The sequence below is a fragment of the Actinomadura madurae genome (assembly GCF_900115095.1).
Taxonomy (GTDB): Bacteria; Actinomycetota; Actinomycetes; order Streptosporangiales; family Streptosporangiaceae; genus Spirillospora; species Spirillospora madurae.
Genome location: NZ_FOVH01000007.1, coordinates 249,952 through 267,846 on the forward strand (window position 1 = coordinate 249,952; position 17,895 = coordinate 267,846).

17 protein-coding genes are annotated in these 17,895 nt (G+C 73.6%); 12 read left to right on the forward strand and 5 right to left on the reverse strand.

Going from position 1 to position 17,895, the window contains the following annotated elements; all coding sequences use genetic code 11:
* The first annotated feature begins 4 nt into the window (after window positions 1-4).
* Complete coding sequence (locus BM339_RS21355; RefSeq protein ID WP_021596263.1) at window positions 5-379, forward strand: DUF742 domain-containing protein; 375 nt, start codon at window positions 5-7, stop codon at window positions 377-379.
* The gene (locus BM339_RS21360) at window positions 360-971 is read left to right on the forward strand and encodes a GTP-binding protein (protein WP_021596262.1); all 612 of its coding nucleotides are present in this window, start codon (window positions 360-362) and stop codon (window positions 969-971) included. The genes BM339_RS21355 and BM339_RS21360 overlap by 20 nt, the downstream gene beginning before the upstream one ends.
* A gap of 1 nt (window position 972) precedes the next feature.
* On the opposite strand, the gene BM339_RS21365 is transcribed toward BM339_RS21360, so the two are convergent.
* Window positions 973-1,545, reverse strand: a complete 573-nt coding sequence (locus BM339_RS21365) for a TetR/AcrR family transcriptional regulator (protein WP_024936433.1) — start codon at window positions 1,543-1,545, stop codon at window positions 973-975.
* Between the two features lie 73 nt (window positions 1,546-1,618).
* Here BM339_RS21365 and BM339_RS21370 point away from each other — a divergent pair, with 73 nt between their 5' ends.
* The 7 genes from BM339_RS21370 (at window position 1,619) to BM339_RS21400 (ending at window position 9,451) form a co-directional block, all read left to right on the forward strand.
* Entirely contained in the window at window positions 1,619-2,761 is a 1,143-nt protein-coding gene (locus BM339_RS21370; RefSeq protein ID WP_075021988.1) for an acyl-CoA dehydrogenase family protein, read from the forward strand.
* Window positions 2,762-2,832: 71 nt separating this feature from the next.
* Window positions 2,833-3,177 (forward strand): hypothetical protein, encoded by a 345-nt coding sequence (locus BM339_RS21375; RefSeq protein WP_021596259.1) that lies wholly within the window; start codon window positions 2,833-2,835, stop codon window positions 3,175-3,177.
* A 12-nt stretch (window positions 3,178-3,189) separates the two neighbouring features.
* Window positions 3,190-4,839: a cyclic nucleotide-binding domain-containing protein gene (locus BM339_RS21380; protein ID WP_143118541.1), complete on the forward strand. Its 1,650-nt coding sequence runs from the start codon at window positions 3,190-3,192 to the stop codon at window positions 4,837-4,839.
* 102 nt (window positions 4,840-4,941) lie between these two features.
* On the forward strand, window positions 4,942-6,435 hold the full coding sequence (locus BM339_RS21385; protein WP_075021990.1) for a ClpP family protease: 1,494 nt from the start codon (window positions 4,942-4,944) through the stop codon (window positions 6,433-6,435).
* Window positions 6,436-6,456: 21 nt separating this feature from the next.
* Entirely contained in the window at window positions 6,457-7,194 is a 738-nt protein-coding gene (locus BM339_RS21390) for an IclR family transcriptional regulator (RefSeq protein ID WP_021596256.1), read from the forward strand.
* Window positions 7,195-7,305: 111 nt separating this feature from the next.
* A complete protein-coding gene (locus tag BM339_RS21395; protein ID WP_244938601.1) occupies window positions 7,306-8,247 on the forward strand; it encodes a PDR/VanB family oxidoreductase in 942 nt (313 codons plus the stop codon).
* A 13-nt stretch (window positions 8,248-8,260) separates the two neighbouring features.
* On the forward strand, window positions 8,261-9,451 hold the full coding sequence (locus BM339_RS21400; protein WP_021596254.1) for a cytochrome P450: 1,191 nt from the start codon (window positions 8,261-8,263) through the stop codon (window positions 9,449-9,451).
* Between the two features lie 28 nt (window positions 9,452-9,479).
* On the opposite strand, the gene boxB is transcribed toward BM339_RS21400, so the two are convergent.
* The 3 genes from boxB to BM339_RS21415 form a co-directional block, all read right to left on the reverse strand.
* On the reverse strand, window positions 9,480-10,895 hold the full coding sequence (gene boxB, locus BM339_RS21405; RefSeq protein ID WP_075021991.1) for a benzoyl-CoA 2,3-epoxidase subunit BoxB: 1,416 nt from the start codon (window positions 10,893-10,895) through the stop codon (window positions 9,480-9,482).
* A gap of 3 nt (window positions 10,896-10,898) precedes the next feature.
* Window positions 10,899-12,542: a 2,3-epoxybenzoyl-CoA dihydrolase gene (gene boxC / locus BM339_RS21410; protein WP_075022068.1), complete on the reverse strand. Its 1,644-nt coding sequence runs from the start codon at window positions 12,540-12,542 to the stop codon at window positions 10,899-10,901.
* Between the two features lie 117 nt (window positions 12,543-12,659).
* A complete protein-coding gene (locus tag BM339_RS21415; RefSeq protein WP_021596251.1) occupies window positions 12,660-14,264 on the reverse strand; it encodes a benzoate-CoA ligase family protein in 1,605 nt (534 codons plus the stop codon).
* Between the two features lie 182 nt (window positions 14,265-14,446).
* Here BM339_RS21415 and BM339_RS21420 point away from each other — a divergent pair, with 182 nt between their 5' ends.
* Entirely contained in the window at window positions 14,447-15,304 is an 858-nt protein-coding gene (locus tag BM339_RS21420; protein ID WP_021596250.1) for a PaaX family transcriptional regulator, read from the forward strand.
* A gap of 39 nt (window positions 15,305-15,343) precedes the next feature.
* Here the strand turns inward: BM339_RS21420 and BM339_RS21425 are convergent, their stop codons facing one another.
* Window positions 15,344-15,742, reverse strand: coding sequence for a PaaI family thioesterase (locus BM339_RS21425; RefSeq protein ID WP_075021992.1), 399 nt, complete (start codon window positions 15,740-15,742; stop codon window positions 15,344-15,346).
* 212 nt (window positions 15,743-15,954) lie between these two features.
* Between BM339_RS21425 and BM339_RS21430 the strand changes: the two genes are divergently transcribed.
* Both BM339_RS21430 and nrfD read left to right on the forward strand, forming a co-directional pair.
* Complete coding sequence (locus BM339_RS21430) at window positions 15,955-16,767, forward strand: 4Fe-4S dicluster domain-containing protein (protein WP_235206566.1); 813 nt, start codon at window positions 15,955-15,957, stop codon at window positions 16,765-16,767.
* A gap of 2 nt (window positions 16,768-16,769) precedes the next feature.
* Entirely contained in the window at window positions 16,770-17,813 is a 1,044-nt protein-coding gene (nrfD, locus tag BM339_RS21435) for an NrfD/PsrC family molybdoenzyme membrane anchor subunit (protein WP_075021993.1), read from the forward strand.
* Window positions 17,814-17,895 lie beyond the last annotated feature (82 nt).

Sequence of the window (17,895 nt, forward strand, 5' to 3'; positions counted from 1 at the left end):
CCCCGTGGAGAGCCCGAGAGAACGCTGGGTCGGGCGCGACGCCGGCCCGGTCGTCCGGCCGTACGCGGTGACCCGCGGGCGCACCCGCCCGCGGGGGCCGCTGATCGACCTGGTGACCATCCTCGTCGCGACCGGCCGGACCCCGGGCGACCGGGTCCGGCTGGCGCGCGAGCAGCGGCTGCTGCTGGACCTGTGCCGGCGGCCCTCCACGCCCGCCGACCTCGCCTCGGAGACCGACCTGCCGTTCCGGGTCGTGCAGATCCTGCTGGAGGACCTGCACCGGTACGGCCTGATCGAGGAAATGCCGCAGGCCGCACCCGCCGAACGCCCCGACCCCCGCATCCTGATGAGAGTGCTCGATGAACTCCGCCGCCTCTGACCCGCGCGCCTCGTACGCCGCCCCCTACGGCCGCGACGACGACGTCCCCCTGCACACCCTCAAGGTCCTCGTCGCCGGCGGGTTCGGCGTCGGCAAGACGACGCTCGTCGGCGCGGTGAGCGAGGTCCGGCCGCTGCGCACCGAGGAGGACCTCACCGACGCGTCCATCGGGGTGGACGACCTCGGCGGCGTGGAGGGCAAGACCACCACGACCGTCGCGATGGACTTCGGCCGGCTGACGTTCTCCGGCGGCGTCCGGCTGTACCTGTTCGGGACGCCCGGCCAGGAGCGGTTCTGGTTCATGTGGGACCAGATCGCCTACGGCGCGGTCGGCGCCATCGTGCTGGTCGACACGCGCCGGCTCACCACGAGCTTCGCGGCCATCGACTTCTTCGAGCAGCGGCGGATCCCGTTCGTCATCGCCGCCAACCGGTTCGACGGCGCCCGCCGCTACACCGTGGAGGAGATCCGCACCGCGCTCGACGTCGACCCGGAGGTCCCGGTGATGATGTGCGACGTGCGCAGCCGCGAGGTGGCGCGCGGCGTGCTGGTGGCGCTGGTGGAGCACGCCCTCCAGTCGTCGCAGAACTGAGTCAGGCCTCCATCCTGGCGACGATGAGGGAGGCCAGCGCGGCGTAGGCGGCCGAGTCGTCCAGGCCGGTCTGCGCCTTGATCTCGCCGCGGTGGATGGACTCCATCACCTGCCCGGCGACGGCGCCGACGAAGGCCGCGTCCGAATCCGGCGACGCCTCCCTTACGAGGCCCTGCACGCGCCGGACCGCGAACCGGGTGTTGCGCTTGTAGATCTCCCGCGCGGGGGCGAACGCGTCGAGGTCGGCGAAGAAGGCCGGCGACGCCGGGGCCAGCTCGTCGGAGATGGCCCGCAGGTAGGCGCCGACCCGTTCGCGCGGGTCGGCGCTGGCGTCGAGCACGGCCTCCACGCGTTCGGTCGCCCGCCGGAAGAACGCCCGCACGACGGCCACGATGATCTGCTCCCGGCTGGCGGCGACCGAGTACAGGGTGCTCTTGGAGCAGCGCAGGACGGCGGCCAGGTCGGCGACGCCCAGCTCGGCGAACCCGCGGTCGAGGAACACCTCCATCAGCCGGTCGACCAGGGCCTCCCGCCGCCGCGAGGCCCGCGTCGCCCGCTCGTCCACCGAGGTCATGGCCATGACAGTACCAAAATGGGTTCGCCAGTACTGCCTTTGGTACTGTTGGCCTGCCGAAAGGAGCCCGCCCATGCCCGCCACCCGGCACCTGCCGAACCCCGAGTCCGCGGACCTGCTCGCGCTCACCCGCGACATCGCGCTCAAGGAGCTGCTGCCGCGCGTCACCGGCGCCGAGCGCACCGGGACGTTCCCGCGCGAGGTGTTCAGGACGCTCGGCCGGGCGGGCCTGCTGACGCTGCCGTACCCGGAGAAGTTCGGCGGCGGCGACCAGCCGTACGAGATCTACCTCCAGGTCCTGGAGGAGATCGGCGCGGTCTGGGCGAGCGTCGGCGTCGGCGTCAGCGTCCACGCGCTCTCGTGCTTCCCCCTCTTCGCCTACGGCACCGACGAGCAGCGCGCGCGGTGGCTCCCGGACATGCTCTCCGGGGAGCGGCTGGGCGCGTACTGCCTGTCGGAGGCCCACGCCGGCTCCGACCCGGCCGCGATGCGCGCCAAGGCGGTCCGCGACGGCGACTCCTACGTCCTCAACGGCGCCAAGGCGTGGACGACCCACGGCGGCAAGGCCGACTTCTACACGGTCATGGCGCGCACCTCCGACGAGAAGACCCGCGGGATCTCCTGCTTCCACGTCCCCACCGGCACCCCCGGCCTGGAGTTCGACGAGCCCGAGGACAAGATGGGCCTGATGGGCTCCACCACCGCGACCGTCCGTCTGGTGGACGCCCGCGTCCCCGCCGACCACCTGATCGGCGACGAGGGCCAGGGCCTGTCCATCGCGCTCGCCGGCCTCGACGCCGGCCGCCTCGGCATCGCCGCCGTCGCCACCGGCCTGGCCCAGGGCGCCCTCGACCACGCCGTCGCCTACGCCAAGGAGCGCGAGACGTTCGGCAAGGCGATCATCGACCACCAGGGCCTCGCCTTCGTCCTCGCCGACATGGCCGCGGCGATCGAGTCGTCGCGCGCCACCTACCTGTCCGCCGCCCGCCTGAAGGACGCCGGCCGCCCCTACGCCCGCGAGGCGTCCATCGCCAAGCTCATCGCCACCGACAACGCCATGAAGGTGACCACGGACGCCGTCCAGGTCCTGGGCGGCGCCGGCTACACCCGCGACTTCCCGGTCGAGCGCTTCATGCGCGAGGCCAAGGTGATGCAGATCTTCGAGGGCACCAACCAGATCCAGCGCCTGGTCATCTCCCGCCACCTCGCCCGCTGAATCCGGGGAGTTCGCTCGGGTTTGTGCAGCACGGCACGTTCCTCCCGCGTCCGGGCTCTTACCTTCGGAGCATGTGGCAGTTCGTCGTGTGGGGGCTGATGGGGGCCGCGGCCAACCGCACGCTCGCCTTCCTGGAGGCGAACCGGCGCGTCAAGGGGCCGCCGTGGCGGTATCCCAAGGGGCCTGGCGGCCGGTACTACCTGTTCGCCTGCGCGCTGCACTGCATGCTCGCCGCGATGGTGACCTCGGCCGCGGCGGCGAGCGACCTGATCGACGCGCCGTGGCTGGCCTTCGCGTTCGGCGCCGGCGCACCGGCCATCATGGCCAAGCTCGGCCGGTACGCGCTCTGGGCGCTCCCGCCGGGCCCCGACGGTGACGAGGACGACGAGAACGACGGGCCTGGCCGGGCCGGATGAATGGGGGATGCGATGCCGAGTCCTGATCACGGCTGGCGCAGGTTGCTGGTGGCCTTCTCGGACGCGACCGCCACGCCGGCGGCGCCCGGCGGGGGCGGCCGGGCACGGCGGCTGCTGGAGGCGTTCTCCGACGCCTCGCCCGCCTTCGCCCCGGACGGGCCGGGGCTGCGACCGTCCTCTGGAACGGATGCCGTGCGGGCTCTGGCCTGGGGACTGGTGATGTTCGCGGTGCTCGGGGCGGCGTGCACGGCCTGGACGGCGACGGCGACCGGGACGCCCGCCGCGGCCGTGGTCGCCGCCCTGACCCTCTGCGTGCTGGCGCTGTTCATCGCGCCGGTGGTCGAGTTCGCGCGTGCTCAGGCCGGTTCCGCCCGGGCGGCGGCCCAGCGGGCGCGGCCGGGCGAGCGGGGCGGGAAGCTCAGGGAGAGCTTCTGGCACGCCCTCGACTCCGGCGAGCGGGACGCCGTCCGCGCCGCCGCGCGCCCGCGCGCCTTCGGGCCGGGCGCGCCGATCCTGCGGCAGGGGTATCCGGCCGACTACGTCGTCGTCATCCGCACGGGCTGGACGAAGGTCCGCGTGGACCGGGCGGGCGAGGAGCGGATCGTCGCGGTCCGCGGGCCCGGCGATCTCATCGGCGAGCGGGCCCTGTTCGAGGGCGACGCCTGGTCCGCCACGGTCATCGCGCTCGACGCGGTGGAGGCGCTCGTGATCGAGGCGGCGGACTTCCGGCGCGTGGTGGAGCGGCACCCGGGCGTGCAGTCCGTGCTGGAGAAGCAGGCGCACGACCGCGCGATCGAGGCGGCGGCCCACACCTCGGGCACCGAGCTCGCCGACACCCAGCGGCGGCTGGCGGCGCTGTTCACCACGCTCTCGCGGGCGCGGGGGCGGACCCTCCCGGTGACCGGCCGGGAACTCGCCGGCTGGACGTCGTCGTCGCCGGCGGCGGTGGACAGCGTGCTCGCCCAGTGGGGCGGCCAGGGTCTCGTCCGCGCCGAGGCCGCCACGATCGACGTCCTCGACGTGGCCCGGCTGGAGCGGCTCACCGCCTCCGGCGCGCCGGTTCCGGAGGCCGCGCCGGGTTCGCCCTTCCTCACCGGGCAGGACTGCACGATCGTGTTCGCCGACGTGGTGGGGTTCGGGTCGCCGGACCGGACGGAGTCCGACCGCGCCGCCATCAGGAAGGTGCTGTACCGGTCCCTGGAGGGGGCGTTCGCCGCCTCCGGGGTGTCCTGGGCCGCGTGCCACCACGAGGACCGCGGGGACGGGGTGCTGCTCGTCGTCCCGCCCGGGGTCCCGGCGAGCACGCCCGCGGACCCCCTGGTCCGGGCGTTCGCCGAGCGCATCGCCCGGCACGACCGCGCCGCGGCGGAGGAGCTGCGGTTCCGGGTGCGGGTCGCGGTCGACACGGGCCCGGTGCTCGCGGGCCCGGACGGAGTCACCGGGGACGTCCTCGCGCGTGCCGCGCGGTTGCTGGGTGCGGGCGTGCTGCGGCGGCGGCTGGCGTCCGGCCCGGCCGTCCTCGGGCTGATCGTCTCCTCGCCCGTGCACCGGGCCGTCGCCGGAACCGGTCCGGCCTTCGAGCGCGTCGAGGTCGAGGGGGCGGAGCCCGGCACCGCATGGCTGCGACTCTTCCCCGCGGCCGCCGCGAGCACGGGGGCTTGAGCCGCGAGTCGCCGGGGCCGGATCGCGCGAGCAGCCTGCACGCCGGGGGGCCGATCGTTAGGGTCGGTGACGCATCAGTCACGGAACGACGGGGAGGGCGGCGTGAGCGGAGTCGAGGAAGAGGACGCTCGCGCGAAGCTCTTCGACGCCCGGGTGCTGCTGCTCAAGGGCGAGATCGACGATGCCGCGGCCAACCGGATCTGCGCGGACCTGCTGCAGATGGAGGCCGACGACCCGACCTCGGACGTCTACCTCTACATCGACTCGCCGGGCGGGCTGGTCACCCCGGGCATGGCACTCTACGACGTGATCAAGTACGTCCGGATGGACGTCGTCACCGTGGCCTTCGGCATGGCGGCCGGCATGGCGCAGGTGGTGCTCTCGGCCGGGACGCCGGGAAAGCGGACCGCCCTGCCCGAGGCCAGGATCCTGCTGATACCGCCCAAGGGGCCGGCCGGGGACGCCGACGCGGCCGTGGGGGACCGGATCTTCCAGATCATCGCCGAGGACACCGGCCTTCCCCTCGGCCAGGTCGTCGCGGACGCGAACCGGGAGCGGTGGTTCACCGCCCAGGAGGCGCTTGAGAACGGCCTGGTGGACCGGGTCCTCAGCGCCTCCCCGCCCATGACCGGCCCGCTGCCCGACACCGGCGCGCGCCGCCCGGACCCGGAGGAGCCCGTACCCGCCGGGGTCGATCACGGGCGCCGTGCCCAGGCGCTCGGCACCGCGGTGGAGCACGTCGTGCTCCGGCGTTACCCGGGTGTCACCGCCGCCTCCCATCCGGCGGATCACCGGCGGTTGCGGGCCGACCTGGTCGAGGCGCTCCTGAAGGCGGTGCCGGAATGGCTGGAGGTCGATGCCGCCTACACGGGCCGCGACGATGCCGCCCAGGCAGCCGTGCGGCTGCGGTCGTGGCTGGAGACCGTCCCCGAACCGGATGAACGCCCGGCACGTCCGTCCGCGCGGCTCGCCCTGGACGGGGTCCTGCACGAGGTGGCGGACAGGATCGGCGACCTCCCCCTTCTGGGGAACGGGGATCGGCGGCTCGGATACGAGGCGGGCCTGCGGGCGGCGCGGCGGGGAGTGCTGCAACGCGCGGAGCCGGCGGCCGGTACGGCAGGCGCCCCGGCGGAGCCGGCCCTTCCGCCCGGCCTGAGCCTCGACCGCCCGCGTCCCGGGCCCGCCCCCGTGCCGCTTCCCGACCACCCTGAGCAGGTCGAGCGGTTCGCGCGCGTGCTCCGCGCCCGGCTGGCCGGGCTGCCCGGCGGCGAGCGGAAGGAGGTCGCCGGACGGCTCCTGGAGACGGCGCACGCGCCGGATCCGGACGTGTACGCCCGGGTCCACCGCCAGTGGATCCTGAACGAGGACGTGGTCGCCGATCTGGAGGAGCGGATGCGCGCCCGTACCGGTCTCACTCCAGGCGAGGCGCATCGGCGGCAGGAGATCGTCCGCAAGCTGGACGACCTGGCGGCCTCGCTCACGCCGGTCGGAACGGCGACCGGAAGCTTCCCCGCGGCCTTCGAGACGGCGACCCGGCGCGCGATCGCGATCCTGCGCTCCACCGCCGACGAGATCCGCCCGCCCTGGGCCCCGTGACCGGGGGCGGAGAATGGGGACATGACTCGCGAGTCCGTGCTGACCCGGGCGGTGCTGATCTTCGAGGCGTTCGATCCCGACCATCCGGCGCTGTCGGTCTCGGAGATCGCCCGGCGGACGGGGCTGCACGTGGCGACGGCGTCGCGGCTGGTCGCGCAGCTCGTCGAGCACGGCCTCCTCGCGCGGGACGAGCAGCGGCGCGTGCGGGTCGGGATGCGGCTCTGGGAGCTGGCGTCGCGGGCCGCGCCGACGCTCGGGCTGCGGGAGGCCGCGATGCCGTTCATGGAGGACCTGCACGCGGTCATCGGGCACCACACGCAGCTCGGCGTGCTGGACGGGCGCGAGGTGCTCTTCGTGGAGCGGCTCTCGATGCCGAACTCGGTGATCAACCTGACGCGCATCGCGGGACGGCTGCCGCTGCACGCCTCGTCCAGCGGACTGGTGCTGCTCGCTCATGCGCCGTCCGGGTCGCTGGAGGACGTCCTGGGCCATGACCGGGTGGCCTACACCGAGGCGACCGTGGTCGACGAGCGGGGGCTGCGCGCGATGGTCGCCGACGTGCGGCGGAGCGGGGTCGCCTTCTGTCCGGGGTTCATCGACGAGCGTGCGACGGGGATCGCCGTGCCCGTTCGCGGGGCGGGCGGGAAGGTCGTCGCCGCGTTGTCGGTGGTGGTCCCGAACGACCGCAACGCGCGGGCGCAGATCCCGGCGCTGAAGGCCGCCGCCCGAGGCGTGTCCAGGTCGCTGGGCGGTGTGTGAGGGCGGTCGCCGTCGCGCTCTGCCTCTCATTGGATGAGAAAGCCATGGTCGCTCTGCGCGTCCGCAGATGATCCTCGTGGTCACCCCTTCGGATTCTGAGGAGTGACCGTGGTGGACACCGCGATCGAACTGTGCGTGGCGGCGAAGACGCCCGTGGCCGACGGCGTGGTGACGCTGGCGCTCGTCCACCCGGACGGCCGGCGCCTGCCCGACTGGACGCCCGGTGCGCACATCGACCTCGTGCTGCCGAACGGCATGACGCGGCAGTACTCCCTGTGCGGCGACCGCTGGGACGCCCGCACGTACCGGGTCGGTGTGCTGCGGGAGCAGGGGGGCCGCGGCGGGTCGGCGTTCGTGCACGACGAGCTGCGGGCAGGCGACCGCGTCTCGATCGGCGGTCCGCGGAACAACTTCCGGCTCGTCCCGTCCGAGCGGTACCTGTTCATCGCGGGCGGCATCGGGATCACGCCGCTGCTGCCGATGGTGCGGCAGGCCGAGATGCTCGGAGCCGGGTGGCGGTTGCTCTACGGCGGGCGCTCGCTCGCGTCGATGGCCTTCCTCGACGAGCTGGAGGCCTTTGGCGACAAGGTCACCGCCGTCCCGCAGGACCGGGAGGGGCTGCTCGATCTCGCGGCATGGCTGGGCCCGCCCGACCCGGACACGAAGGTCTACTGCTGCGGCCCCGCCCCGCTGCTCGAAGCGGTGGAGACGCGCTGCTCCGCCTGGCCGCGGGGGCTGCTGCGCACCGAGCGGTTCGTGGCCCGTGACTTCGGGGCCGTCCGGGACGAGCCGTTCGAGCTGCGTCTGGCCCGGTCCGGCGCCTCCCTGACCGTCCGGCCGGGGCAGTCGGTGCTGGACGCGGCCGGCGGCGCGGGCGTGAGCGTCCTGTCGTCCTGCAGGCAGGGGCTCTGCGGGACGTGCGAGACGCCCGTCCTCGAGGGCGAGCCCGACCACCGCGACTCGATCCTCGACGACGGCGAGCGGGAGGCCGGCGACTGCATGTTCGTGTGCGTGTCGCGCTCCCGTTCCGACCGGCTCGTACTGGACCTCTGAAGGGACACCCGAGATGACCGCCGTCCAGGCTCCGCCCGCCATCGACGCCGACCCGTTCGGGCACGAGGCCCTCGAAGACCCGCTCCCCCTCCACGCCCGGCTCCGCGACGCCGGGCCCGTGACGTACCTGACCAGGTACGACGTCTTCGCGCTGGCCCGGTACGAGCAGGTCCACGCCGCGCTGACCGACTGGCAGGGGTTCCAGTCGGCCGCGGGCGTCGGGCTCAGCAACTTCCGGCACGAGAAGCCCTGGCGGCCTCCGAGCCTGCTTCTGGAGGCCGACCCTCCTCGGCACGACGCGCCCCGGGCCGTCCTGTCCAAGGTCCTGGGTCCGCGGGCTCTGCGGCGCCTGCGCGAGGCGTGGTTCGCGGACGCCGAACGGCTGGTCGACGAGGTCGTCGGCGGCGGGGAGTTCGACGCCGTCGCGGCGCTCGCCGAGGCCTTCCCGCTGCGCGTGTTCCCGGACGCGGTCGGCCTCGGCCCCGAAGGCCGCGAGAACCTCCTCCCCTACGGCGACCACCTGTTCAACGCGTTCGGGCCGGTGAACGACCTGGTCGAGAAGGGGCAGCCGCGCGTGGCCGAGCTGTCGGCCTGGGTCAACGCCCAGTGCGCGCGGGAGCGGCTCGCGCCGGACGGGTTCGGAGCGCAGATCTGGGCCGCCGCCGACCGGGGCGACATCACCCGCGAGCAGGCGCCGCTCGTCGTCCGGTCGCTGCTGTCGGCGGGCGTCGACACGACCGTGCACGGGCTCGGCGCCGTCCTCTACGCCTTCGCGGTGAACCCGGACCAGTGGCGGCGGCTGCGGGAGAACCCCGCCCTGGCCCGGACGGCGTTCGACGAGGCGGTCCGGTGGCAGTCGCCCGTCCAGACGTTCTTCCGCACCGCCGTCGGCGACCGGGAGATCGCGGGGACCGCGGTCCCGGACGGCCGGAAGATCCTCATGTTCCTCGGCGCCGCGAACCGCGACCCCCGCCGCTGGGACGATCCCGACGCGTTCGACCTGTCCCGCGACCCGTCCGGCCACGTCGGGTTCGGGATGGGCGTCCACCAGTGCGCCGGCCAGCACGTGGCGCGCCTGGAGTCCGAGGCGCTGTTGACGGCCCTCGCCCGGCGCGTGGAACGCCTCGAACTCGCGGCCGACCCGGTGCGCCACCACAACAACACGCTGCGGGCGTGGAAGAGCCTGCCGGTCCGGGTGTCCTGACTTCCGGCGTCCTGACCCGGCGTCCTGGCTAGAGCCGCACGTACTCGTAGTCGAACGGCTGTCCGTTGATCCCGTTGCGGGGCGGCGCGATCCAGCCGGCGATCTTGCCGCGCTCGTGGACCGGGGTCATCAGCGACCGGACGTGGGTCTTGTCGACCTCCGTCGGGAGCCAGGCGCCCTTGCGCCGCTCCCACTCGCCGGCGTCGAGGATCTCCCCGTCCGGGGCGGTCTCGATCCCGGCGAACGCGCCCACCTTGCGGTTGAAGGCGACGCTCGGAAGGTAGAGGCGCTGCGGCAGGCCCGCCTCCGACAGGATGCGGTTCCACCGGTTGACGCCGCTCTGGCAGTCCGCGATGTACTCGCGGCGCAGGTCGGTGTTGAGGCCGGTGAGCGCGGCGACCTCGGTCCGGCCGATGGCGCCGTCGACCAGGGCGTCCACCATGATGGCGTCGTCGGTGAGGCGGTGGTCGTCCTTGCGGCGGTCCTCCATCCACCGTCCCTTGAGCCCGGCCGTGTAGTAGTTCGCGACGTTGCTGGACGTCTCGGAGCCGAACAGGTCGAGCGAGACGGAGTAGTGGAAGTTCAGGTACTTCTGGACGACGTCGAGGGCGATCGCGCCGTGCGGCGTGACGTCGTCGGTGTCGTGCTCCTTCATCAGCTGGACCGTCCGCTCGACGACCCGGTCGATGCCCGTCGTGCCCACCATCATGTGGTGGGCCTCTTCCTTCAGCATGAACTCGCAGGTCCGCGACAGCGGGTCGAAGGCCGACTCCTTGAGCGTGCCGAGCTGGTATTTGCCGTCGCGGTCGGTGAAGTAGGTGAACATGAAGAAGGACAGCCAGTCGGGCGTCTCCTCGTTGAAGGCGCCCAGGATGCGCGGCGACTCCTCGCTGCCGGAGTTGCGGTGCAGCAGCTCCTCGGCCTCCTCGCGCCCGTCGCGCCCGAAGTAGGCGTGCAGGAGGTAGACCATCGCCCACAGGTGACGGCCCTCCTCGACGTTCACCTGGAACAGGTTGCGCAGGTCGTACAGACTCGGCGCGGTCGCACCCAGGTTGCGCTGCTGCTCGACCGACGCCGGCTCGGTATCGCCCTGGATCACGATGAGACGCTGCAAGTCCGCCCGATACTCACCCGGCACCTTCTGCCACGCGGGCTCACCCTTGTGGGCACCGAAGCCGATACGGCGGTCGCCCTCGCGTTCGGCCAGGAAGATGCCCCACCGGTACTCCTTCATGGCGACGTGCCCGAAGTGCGCCCAGCCTTCGCGGCCGACGTTCACGGCCGTCCGCAGGTACACGTCCTGCGTCGGCAGCGACGGACCCATCGACTCCCACCAGGTGAGGAAGTTCGGCTGCCAGGACTCCAGGGCGCGCTGCAGCCGCCGGTCCTCGTGGAGGTCGACGTTGTTCGGGATCTTCTCGGAGTAGTCGGCGCTGGTCGCCATGGGTCAGACTCGCTTTCGGTCGAAGTCGGCGCGCTGGCCTGTGCCGTAGCGGCGGAGGGCGCCGTCCGGCCCGGACGCGTTCGGGCGGGTGAAGATCCAGTTCTGCCAGGCGGTGAGCCGGCCGAAGATCTTCGTCTCCAGGGTCTCCGGGCCCGGGAAGCGGTAGTTGGCCTCCAGCCCGGTGAGGGCGTCGGGGCTGAAGCTGGCCCGCTCCTCGACCGCGATGCGGACCTCCTCGTCCCAGTCGATGTCGTCGGGCGCGAACGTGACCAGCCCGAGGCGCTCGGCGTCGCCGGCCTCCAGGGGCTTGCCCGCGGCGTCGCGGACGGCGGCCAGGGCGTCGGCGTCGCCGAGGAACCGGGTCTGCACGCGCGTGAGGCCGTTGCCCATCGGGAGCGGGCCGAGGTTCATCGCGTCGACGGTGATCGTGGCGGGGTCGGCGTCCGGGTCGACCTCCTCGAAGACGCCGTCGAGCTGGTACGTGCGGTCGGCGGCCAGCGCGATCTCCAAGAGCGAGCCGGCGAAGCAGCTCCCGGGCTCGATCAGGGCGATGAGGCTGCGGCTCGTGACGTCCAAGCGCTTCAGGGTCCGCTTGAGGTAGTGCACGATCTCGTTGGCGAGCCAGTCATCGGCGTTGTCGAGCAGCAGCCGGTCGTGCGCGAGGACGTGCCTTCCCTCCCCGGTCGTGCGGAGCACCCATGTACCGAGCTCCAGCTCGTTGGTGCGCAGGTCGAGGATCAGGTCGTCCAGCTCGCGGGTCATGGCGAGCGTCCAGAAGCCGGCGTCGCGGAAGCCGCCGGGGGCGGCGTCCGGGCCCGCGATCGTGATCTCGGCGGCGCCCGCGTCGCGGTCCAGCCGCGCCGACACGTGCCGGTAGGCGATGGACGTGTCCGTGCGCTCCTTGCCGAGCCGCGGGAGCGTGATGCCCTCCGCGTCCGGCGGACGGGACGAGCGCTCCGCCAGCTCCCGCGCGCGTTCGGCGACCGTCGCGTCCCAGGCCGTGCGCGGGACGGCCTCGTCCACCAGGCCCCACGCGACGGCCTTCTTGCCGCCGAGCCCCTCGGCCTTGGTGGAGAAGTAGTCGGCGCGGTCGCGGCGGACGTGCCGCTTGTCCGACACCCGGGTGAGGCCGCCGGTCCCGGGCAGGACGCCGAGCAGCGGCAGCTCCGGGAGCGACACCACCGACGAGCGGTCGTCGACGAGCATGATGTGGTCGCAGGCCAGGGCGAGCTCGTAGCCGCCGCCGGACGCGGTGCCGTTGAGGGCCGCCAGGTAGGTCTGGCCGGAGTGCGCCGTCGCGTCCTCGATGCCGTTGCGGGTCTCGTTGGTGAACTTGCAGAAGTTCACCTTCCACGCGTGCGGGGACGCGGCCAGCATCCGGATGTTGGCGCCCGCGCAGAAGATCTTCTCCTTGCCGCTGGTGATCACCACCGTGCGCACCCCGGGGTGCTCGAACCGCAGCCGCTGGACGGCGTCGTACAACTCGATGTCCACGCCCAGGTCGTAGGAGTTCAGCTTCAGCTCGTAGCCGGGCACGAGCCCGCCCCGCTCGTCCACCGCCATGGTCAGGGTGGCGACCGGGCCGTCGACGTCCAGGCTCCAGTGCCGGTAGCCGGCCGGCTCCGTCCGGAACTCCACGTGCGTCATGAGCCGTCCCTCCGCCGCGTTGCTTCCACCCTGCTCCACAAATTTCGTCCTAAACGTCAGGAGTTTGTAGCATATCGATGCATGGAGCCGCCCCGGGCGGGGGCGACCCGGGGCGCGTCAGGGTGTGCCGAGCAGGGTCGCGGCCAGCTCGCGGACCGCGAACCGGCGCAGCTTGCCGGTCGGCGTCGTCGGGAGCTTGTCCACCACCAGCACCTCGCGGGGGCGCTTGAACGACGCGAGCCCCGCCCGGCAGAACCCGATCAGCTCCGCGGGCTCGGCCGCCGCCCCCTCCTTCAGCACGACGCAGGCGACCGGCTTGTCCAGCCCGTCGGCGTCCGGCAGCCCGACGACGGCGGCCATCGCGACCGCCGGATGCTCCAGCAGCCGCCCCTCCACCTCGGCGGGCGACACCCAGATGCCGCCGGCCTTCAGCATGTCGCCGGTCCGGCCGAGGCAGGTGTAGTAGCCGTCCTCGTCCACCACGTAGGTGTCGCCGGTGCGCAGCCACTCGCCCTGGAAGACCTGCCGCGTCGTCTCCGTGCGGCACCAGTAGCCGGTGGCGATCGACTCGCCCTTCACCAGCAGCGAGCCCGGCGTCCCCGGCGGCACGTCGGCCCCTGCTCCGTCCACGACCCGCAGCTCGTAGCCGGGGACGGCGGTGCCCGTCGTCCCCGGGCGGACCTCGCCCGGACGGTTCGACAGGAAGATGTGCAGGCATTCGGTCGAGCCGATCCCGTCGATGATCTCCACCCCGTACCTGGCGGTGAAGCGGCGGCACAGCTCGGCGGGAAGCGGCTCGCCCGCGGAGACCGCCAGCCGGACCGACGCGAACGCCTCCACCGGCACCTCGGCGTTGAGGATCGCGGCGTAGAAGGTGGGGACGGCGAAGAAGAGCGTCGGCCGGTACTCGGCCAGCCGCTCGGCCACCGAGGCGGGCGTCGGGCGGTCGGGGTCCAGGATCGCCGTGGCACCCACCGCGAGGGGGAAGAACAGCGAGTTGCCGATCCCGTAGGCGAAGAAGAGCTTGGCGACCGAGTAGCAGCGGTCCTCGGGCGTGATGCCGAGGACCTGGCGGCCGTAGGTCTCCACGACGTGCCGGATGTTGGCGTGCCGGTGCATCGCGCCCTTCGGCTTGCCCGTCGTCCCGGACGTGTAGAGCCACAGCGCGCTGGAGTCGTCGGAGGTCTGGTAGGGACCGGCCGGCGCGCCGCCGGCGGCCCGGCCCGCGGCGACCAGGTCCTCGAAGGGGCTCACCCGCACGCCGTCCGGCGCCCGGAGCCCGGTGCCGCCCTCCACCGCGACGCGCCGGACGCCGGGTGCGTGCGCGAGCGCCGACTCCGCGGCGACGGCGAACCGGTCGCTGACCAGCAGGACCCTGGCCCGCGCGTCGTTCAGCAGGGCGGCCAGCTCGGCGCCCGTCAGCATCGTCGACACCGGGACGGGGACGGCGCCGAGCCGCATCGCGCCCAGGATCGCGGCGGCCATGGACGGGCCGTCGGCCATGAACAGGACCACGCGCTCCTCGGCGCGCAGGTCCCACCGTTCGAGCCCGGCGGCGATGTGCCCGGCCAGGTCGGACAGCTCCGCGTAGGTGAGGTCGCCGCCCGGCCCGGTCAGGGCCGTCCGGTCGGCGGTCTCGGCGCGGCGGGACACGCGGAGCAGGTAGTCGGACGCGTTGAAGGTGTCGGTCGGGACCGGTGCGGTCGCCGTCTCAGCGGTCATCGGGGTCTCCCCTCGCCGGGAACCGTGCCACCAATGCTCTACAGGCACAAAACGCTAGTCAATAGACTTGTGGAACGATGGTCCTTCGCGCGGAACCGGCGCGGGACGGGGCCCGGCTCGCGCGATACTGGACAGGCTTCCATGGACGGGCGTGCCCCAGAAGGGCCCAGAAGGAGGAGCACATGGCCCGAACCGGCGAGGACGCGGCCCGCCCCGAGCCGAGGTTCCGCCGCCGGCGCGAGCTCGGCGCGGCGAGCGCGCGTTCGCTGCTGCTGACGGTGCTGGGCGAGTTCGTGCTCCCCGGCGGCCGGCCGGTCTGGACGGCGACGTTCCTGCGGGCGCTCGGGCTGCTCGGCGTGGAGGAGAAGGCCGTCCGGCAGGCGCTCGCCCGCAGCGCCGGCGAGGGCTGGCTCGCCGGGGAGCGGCACGGCCGCCGCACCGCCTGGCGGCTCACCCCGGCCGGCGAGCGGCTGCTCACCGACGGCACCGAGCGCATCTACGGCTTCGGCGGCCCCGTCGGCGACTGGGACGGGCGGTGGCTGGTGGTGCTCGCCACCGTCCCGGAGACCAGCCGCCGCCTCCGCCACCTGCTGCGGACGCGGCTGGCCTGGAACGGCCTCGGCAACCTCTCCCCCGGCGTGTGGGTCAGCCCGCACCCCGAGCGCGAGCAGGAGGTCCGGGAGGTCCTCGCCGAGATCGGCGTCGCCGGCTCCTCCACCCTGTTCGTGGGGCGGCTCGGCGACCTCGACGAGGCGCGGCGCGTGGCCCGGCAGGCCTGGGACCTGGACGAGATCGAGCTCGCCTACGAGGACTTCCTCGACGCCGCCGGCGCGCTGTGCCCCGCCGACGACGCCGGCACGTTCGCCGCGCACACCCGGCTCGTCCAGGAATGGCGCCGGTTCCCGTTCCTCGACCCGGGCCTCCCGGCGGAGCTCCTCCCGGACGACTGGAGCGGATCCCAGGCGTTCGCGCTCTTCCACGAGCGCCACGACGCCTGGCGCCCCGTCGCCGACCGCCAGTGGAAGGCGATGGAGACCTGACGGCACCGCCGGCCGAGAGGTCGTCCCCGGTGCCGGGGCCTAGTCCTTCGGGGAGAGTTTCAGCAGGTTGACGGTTCCCTCGGCGACGACGCGGTTTTTGTCGTCGGTGATCGTCGCCTGCCAGGTGACGTGGTCGTCCACGCGGTCGACGGGGCGGGCGCGGGCCGTCAGGCGGCCCCCGCGCACGGCCCGGATGAACCGCGTGTGGTTGCTGACGCCGACGACCTGGTTGTCCAGCCCCACGGTGAGGGCGGCGCCCATGCTGCAGATGGTCTCGTTGATCGCGCAGTAGACCCCGCCGTGGACGATCCCGTAGGCCTGCATGAGCTTGGCGGTGACCTCGATCTCGGCCACGACCTCCCGGTCGGACGCCTCGGTCACCAGCAGGCCGAGCGTCTGGTCGAGAGGGCCCGCGTAGCCGCCGCCTTCCACCGTCATCCCCGAAAGCTATCCAGCCGCCGAAACGGGCGTCAACGGCGGGACCGGCCCGCGGGACGGGGTGTAGGCGGCGCGTCCCCGGGAAGGGCGGAAGAGCGTCGGCGCCGCGGATGGGAGGTCCTGGGATGGGCAGCTTGGTCGGACGGAACCTGCTCGCCGGAGCCGAACCCGACGTCGCCGCCGACGCGGGCTATCCGGACGCTCCCCCCAGGATGGGCTTCTTCACCGACACGTCCGTGTGCATCGGATGCAAGGCGTGCGAGGTGGCGTGCAAGGAGTGGAACGCCGTTCCCGAGGACGGCCTCGAGTTCACCGGCATGTCGTACGACAACACGCAGGGGCTCGGCGCCGACACCTGGCGGCACGTCGCGTTCATCGAGCAGGACAAGCCCATGGGGCACGCCGAGTCCGGCGTGGACCACACCGGCGCGCCCGGTGACGGGGGCACCGACCTGCGCTGGCTGATGGCGTCCGACGTGTGCAAGCACTGCACGCACGCCGCCTGCCTGGACGTGTGCCCCACCGGCTCGCTGTTCCGGACCGAGTTCGGCACGGTGGTCGTCCAGGAGGACATCTGCAACGGCTGCGGCTACTGCGTCCCCGCCTGCCCGTACGGGGTGATCGACCAGCGCAAGGAGGACGGCCGCGTCTGGAAGTGCACGCTGTGCTACGACCGGCTCGGGGCGGGCCAGGAGCCGGCCTGCGCGAAGGCGTGCCCGACCGACTCCATCCAGTTCGGCCCGCTGGAGGAACTGCGCGAGCGGGCCGCGATGCGCGTCGACCAGCTCCACGACCTCGGTGTCGAGGACGCGCGCCTCTACGGCCACGATCCGGACGACGGCGTCGGCGGCGACGGCGCGTTCTTCCTGCTGCTGGACGAGCCGGAGGTGTACGGGCTGCCGCCGGACCCGGTCGTCACCACGCGCGACCTGCCGTCCATGTGGCGGCACGCGGGCCTGGCCGCCGCCGCGCTGGCCGGCGGGCTCGCCGCCGTCTTCGCCGCCCACGGCCGCAAGGGAGCCTGACGATGAGCACCTCCGACGTCGGCAGGGAAGGCGTGCGCGGCGCGCGACCGGATCGCGAGGCGCAGGTCGGCGCGGGACCGGACCGCCGCGGGGGACGGCGCGGAGGACGGCGCGGGCGCCGCGGCGAGAAGGCGATGGTGCCGGAGGCGGAGTTCACGTCGTACTACGGCAGGCCGGTCCTGAAGCAGCCCGTGTGGAAGGCCGCCGACGTCGCCGCGTACTTCTTCCTCGGCGGCCTGGCGGGCGCCGGCTCGGTGCTGGCCGCCGGCGCGCAGCTCACCGGGCGTCCGGCCGCGGCGCGGGCGCTGAAGATCTCGTCGCTGGCCGCGATCGCCGGGTCGACGGCCGCGCTGATCCACGACCTCGGGCGGCCCGAGCGCTTCGCCCACATGCTGCGCGTGATGAAACCGACCTCGCCGATGAGCGTGGGCTCCTGGATCCTGGCCGCCTACGGCCCGGCGGCGGGCGCCGCCGCCGTGCTGGACGTGACGGGGCTGCTCCCGCGCCCGGGCCGGGCCGCCACCGCGGGCGCCGCCGCGCTCGGCCCGGCCGTCGCCGCCTACACCGCCGTGCTCGTCGCCGACACGGCGGTGCCCGCCTGGCACGAGGTGCACCGGGAGCTGCCGTTCGTGTTCGTGGGCTCGGGCACCGCCGCCGCGGCCGGCATGGCGCTGCTCACGGCGCCGGTCCGGGAGACCGGCCCGATGCGGACCGCCGCCGTGGCCGGCGCGGCGCTGGAGGTGGGCGCGGCCAGACTGATGGAGCGCCGGGCCGGGCTGGCGGCCGAGCCGTACACGGTGGGCAGGGCGGGCCGGCTCATGCGCGCGGGCGAGATCCTGTCGGCCGCGGGCGCCGCCGGGGGCGCCCTGCTCGGCGGGCGCGGCCGCGCCGCGGCGGCGCTCAGCGGGGCGGCGCTCCTGGCGGGCTCGGCCTGCACGCGTTTCGGGGTCTTTCACGCCGGGGTGCAATCCGCGCGCGACCCCAGGTACACCGTCGTTCCCCAGCGGGAACGCCTCACCGCGCAAGGCTCGGAACCGGCTTCCTGACACTGCCCGCTTTCTGCAAGTCCATTGAAACCTTGCGCAAGCTCTTGACCGGACTGCAAGAAGGGAGCATTCTCACGGGTGC

Excerpts from the sequence above, each read along its gene's own strand:
- BM339_RS21360 (WP_021596262.1), top strand. The coding sequence starts at position 360 with ATGAACTCCGCCGCCTCTGACCCGCGCGCCTCGTACGCCGCCCCCTAC.
- BM339_RS21365 (WP_024936433.1), bottom strand. The coding sequence starts at position 1,545 with ATGACCTCGGTGGACGAGCGGGCGACGCGGGCCTCGCGGCGGCGGGAG.
- BM339_RS21370 (WP_075021988.1), top strand. The coding sequence starts at position 1,619 with ATGCCCGCCACCCGGCACCTGCCGAACCCCGAGTCCGCGGACCTGCTC.
- BM339_RS21375 (WP_021596259.1), top strand. The coding sequence starts at position 2,833 with ATGTGGCAGTTCGTCGTGTGGGGGCTGATGGGGGCCGCGGCCAACCGC.
- BM339_RS21380 (WP_143118541.1), top strand. The coding sequence starts at position 3,190 with ATGCCGAGTCCTGATCACGGCTGGCGCAGGTTGCTGGTGGCCTTCTCG.
- BM339_RS21390 (WP_021596256.1), top strand. The coding sequence starts at position 6,457 with ATGACTCGCGAGTCCGTGCTGACCCGGGCGGTGCTGATCTTCGAGGCG.
- BM339_RS21400 (WP_021596254.1), top strand. The coding sequence starts at position 8,261 with ATGACCGCCGTCCAGGCTCCGCCCGCCATCGACGCCGACCCGTTCGGG.
- boxB (WP_075021991.1), bottom strand. The coding sequence starts at position 10,895 with ATGGCGACCAGCGCCGACTACTCCGAGAAGATCCCGAACAACGTCGAC.
- boxC (WP_075022068.1), bottom strand. The coding sequence starts at position 12,542 with ATGACGCACGTGGAGTTCCGGACGGAGCCGGCCGGCTACCGGCACTGG.
- BM339_RS21415 (WP_021596251.1), bottom strand. The coding sequence starts at position 14,264 with ATGACCGCTGAGACGGCGACCGCACCGGTCCCGACCGACACCTTCAAC.
- BM339_RS21420 (WP_021596250.1), top strand. The coding sequence starts at position 14,447 with ATGGCCCGAACCGGCGAGGACGCGGCCCGCCCCGAGCCGAGGTTCCGC.
- BM339_RS21425 (WP_075021992.1), bottom strand. The coding sequence starts at position 15,742 with ATGACGGTGGAAGGCGGCGGCTACGCGGGCCCTCTCGACCAGACGCTC.
- BM339_RS21430 (WP_235206566.1), top strand. The coding sequence starts at position 15,955 with ATGGGCTTCTTCACCGACACGTCCGTGTGCATCGGATGCAAGGCGTGC.
- nrfD (WP_075021993.1), top strand. The coding sequence starts at position 16,770 with ATGAGCACCTCCGACGTCGGCAGGGAAGGCGTGCGCGGCGCGCGACCG.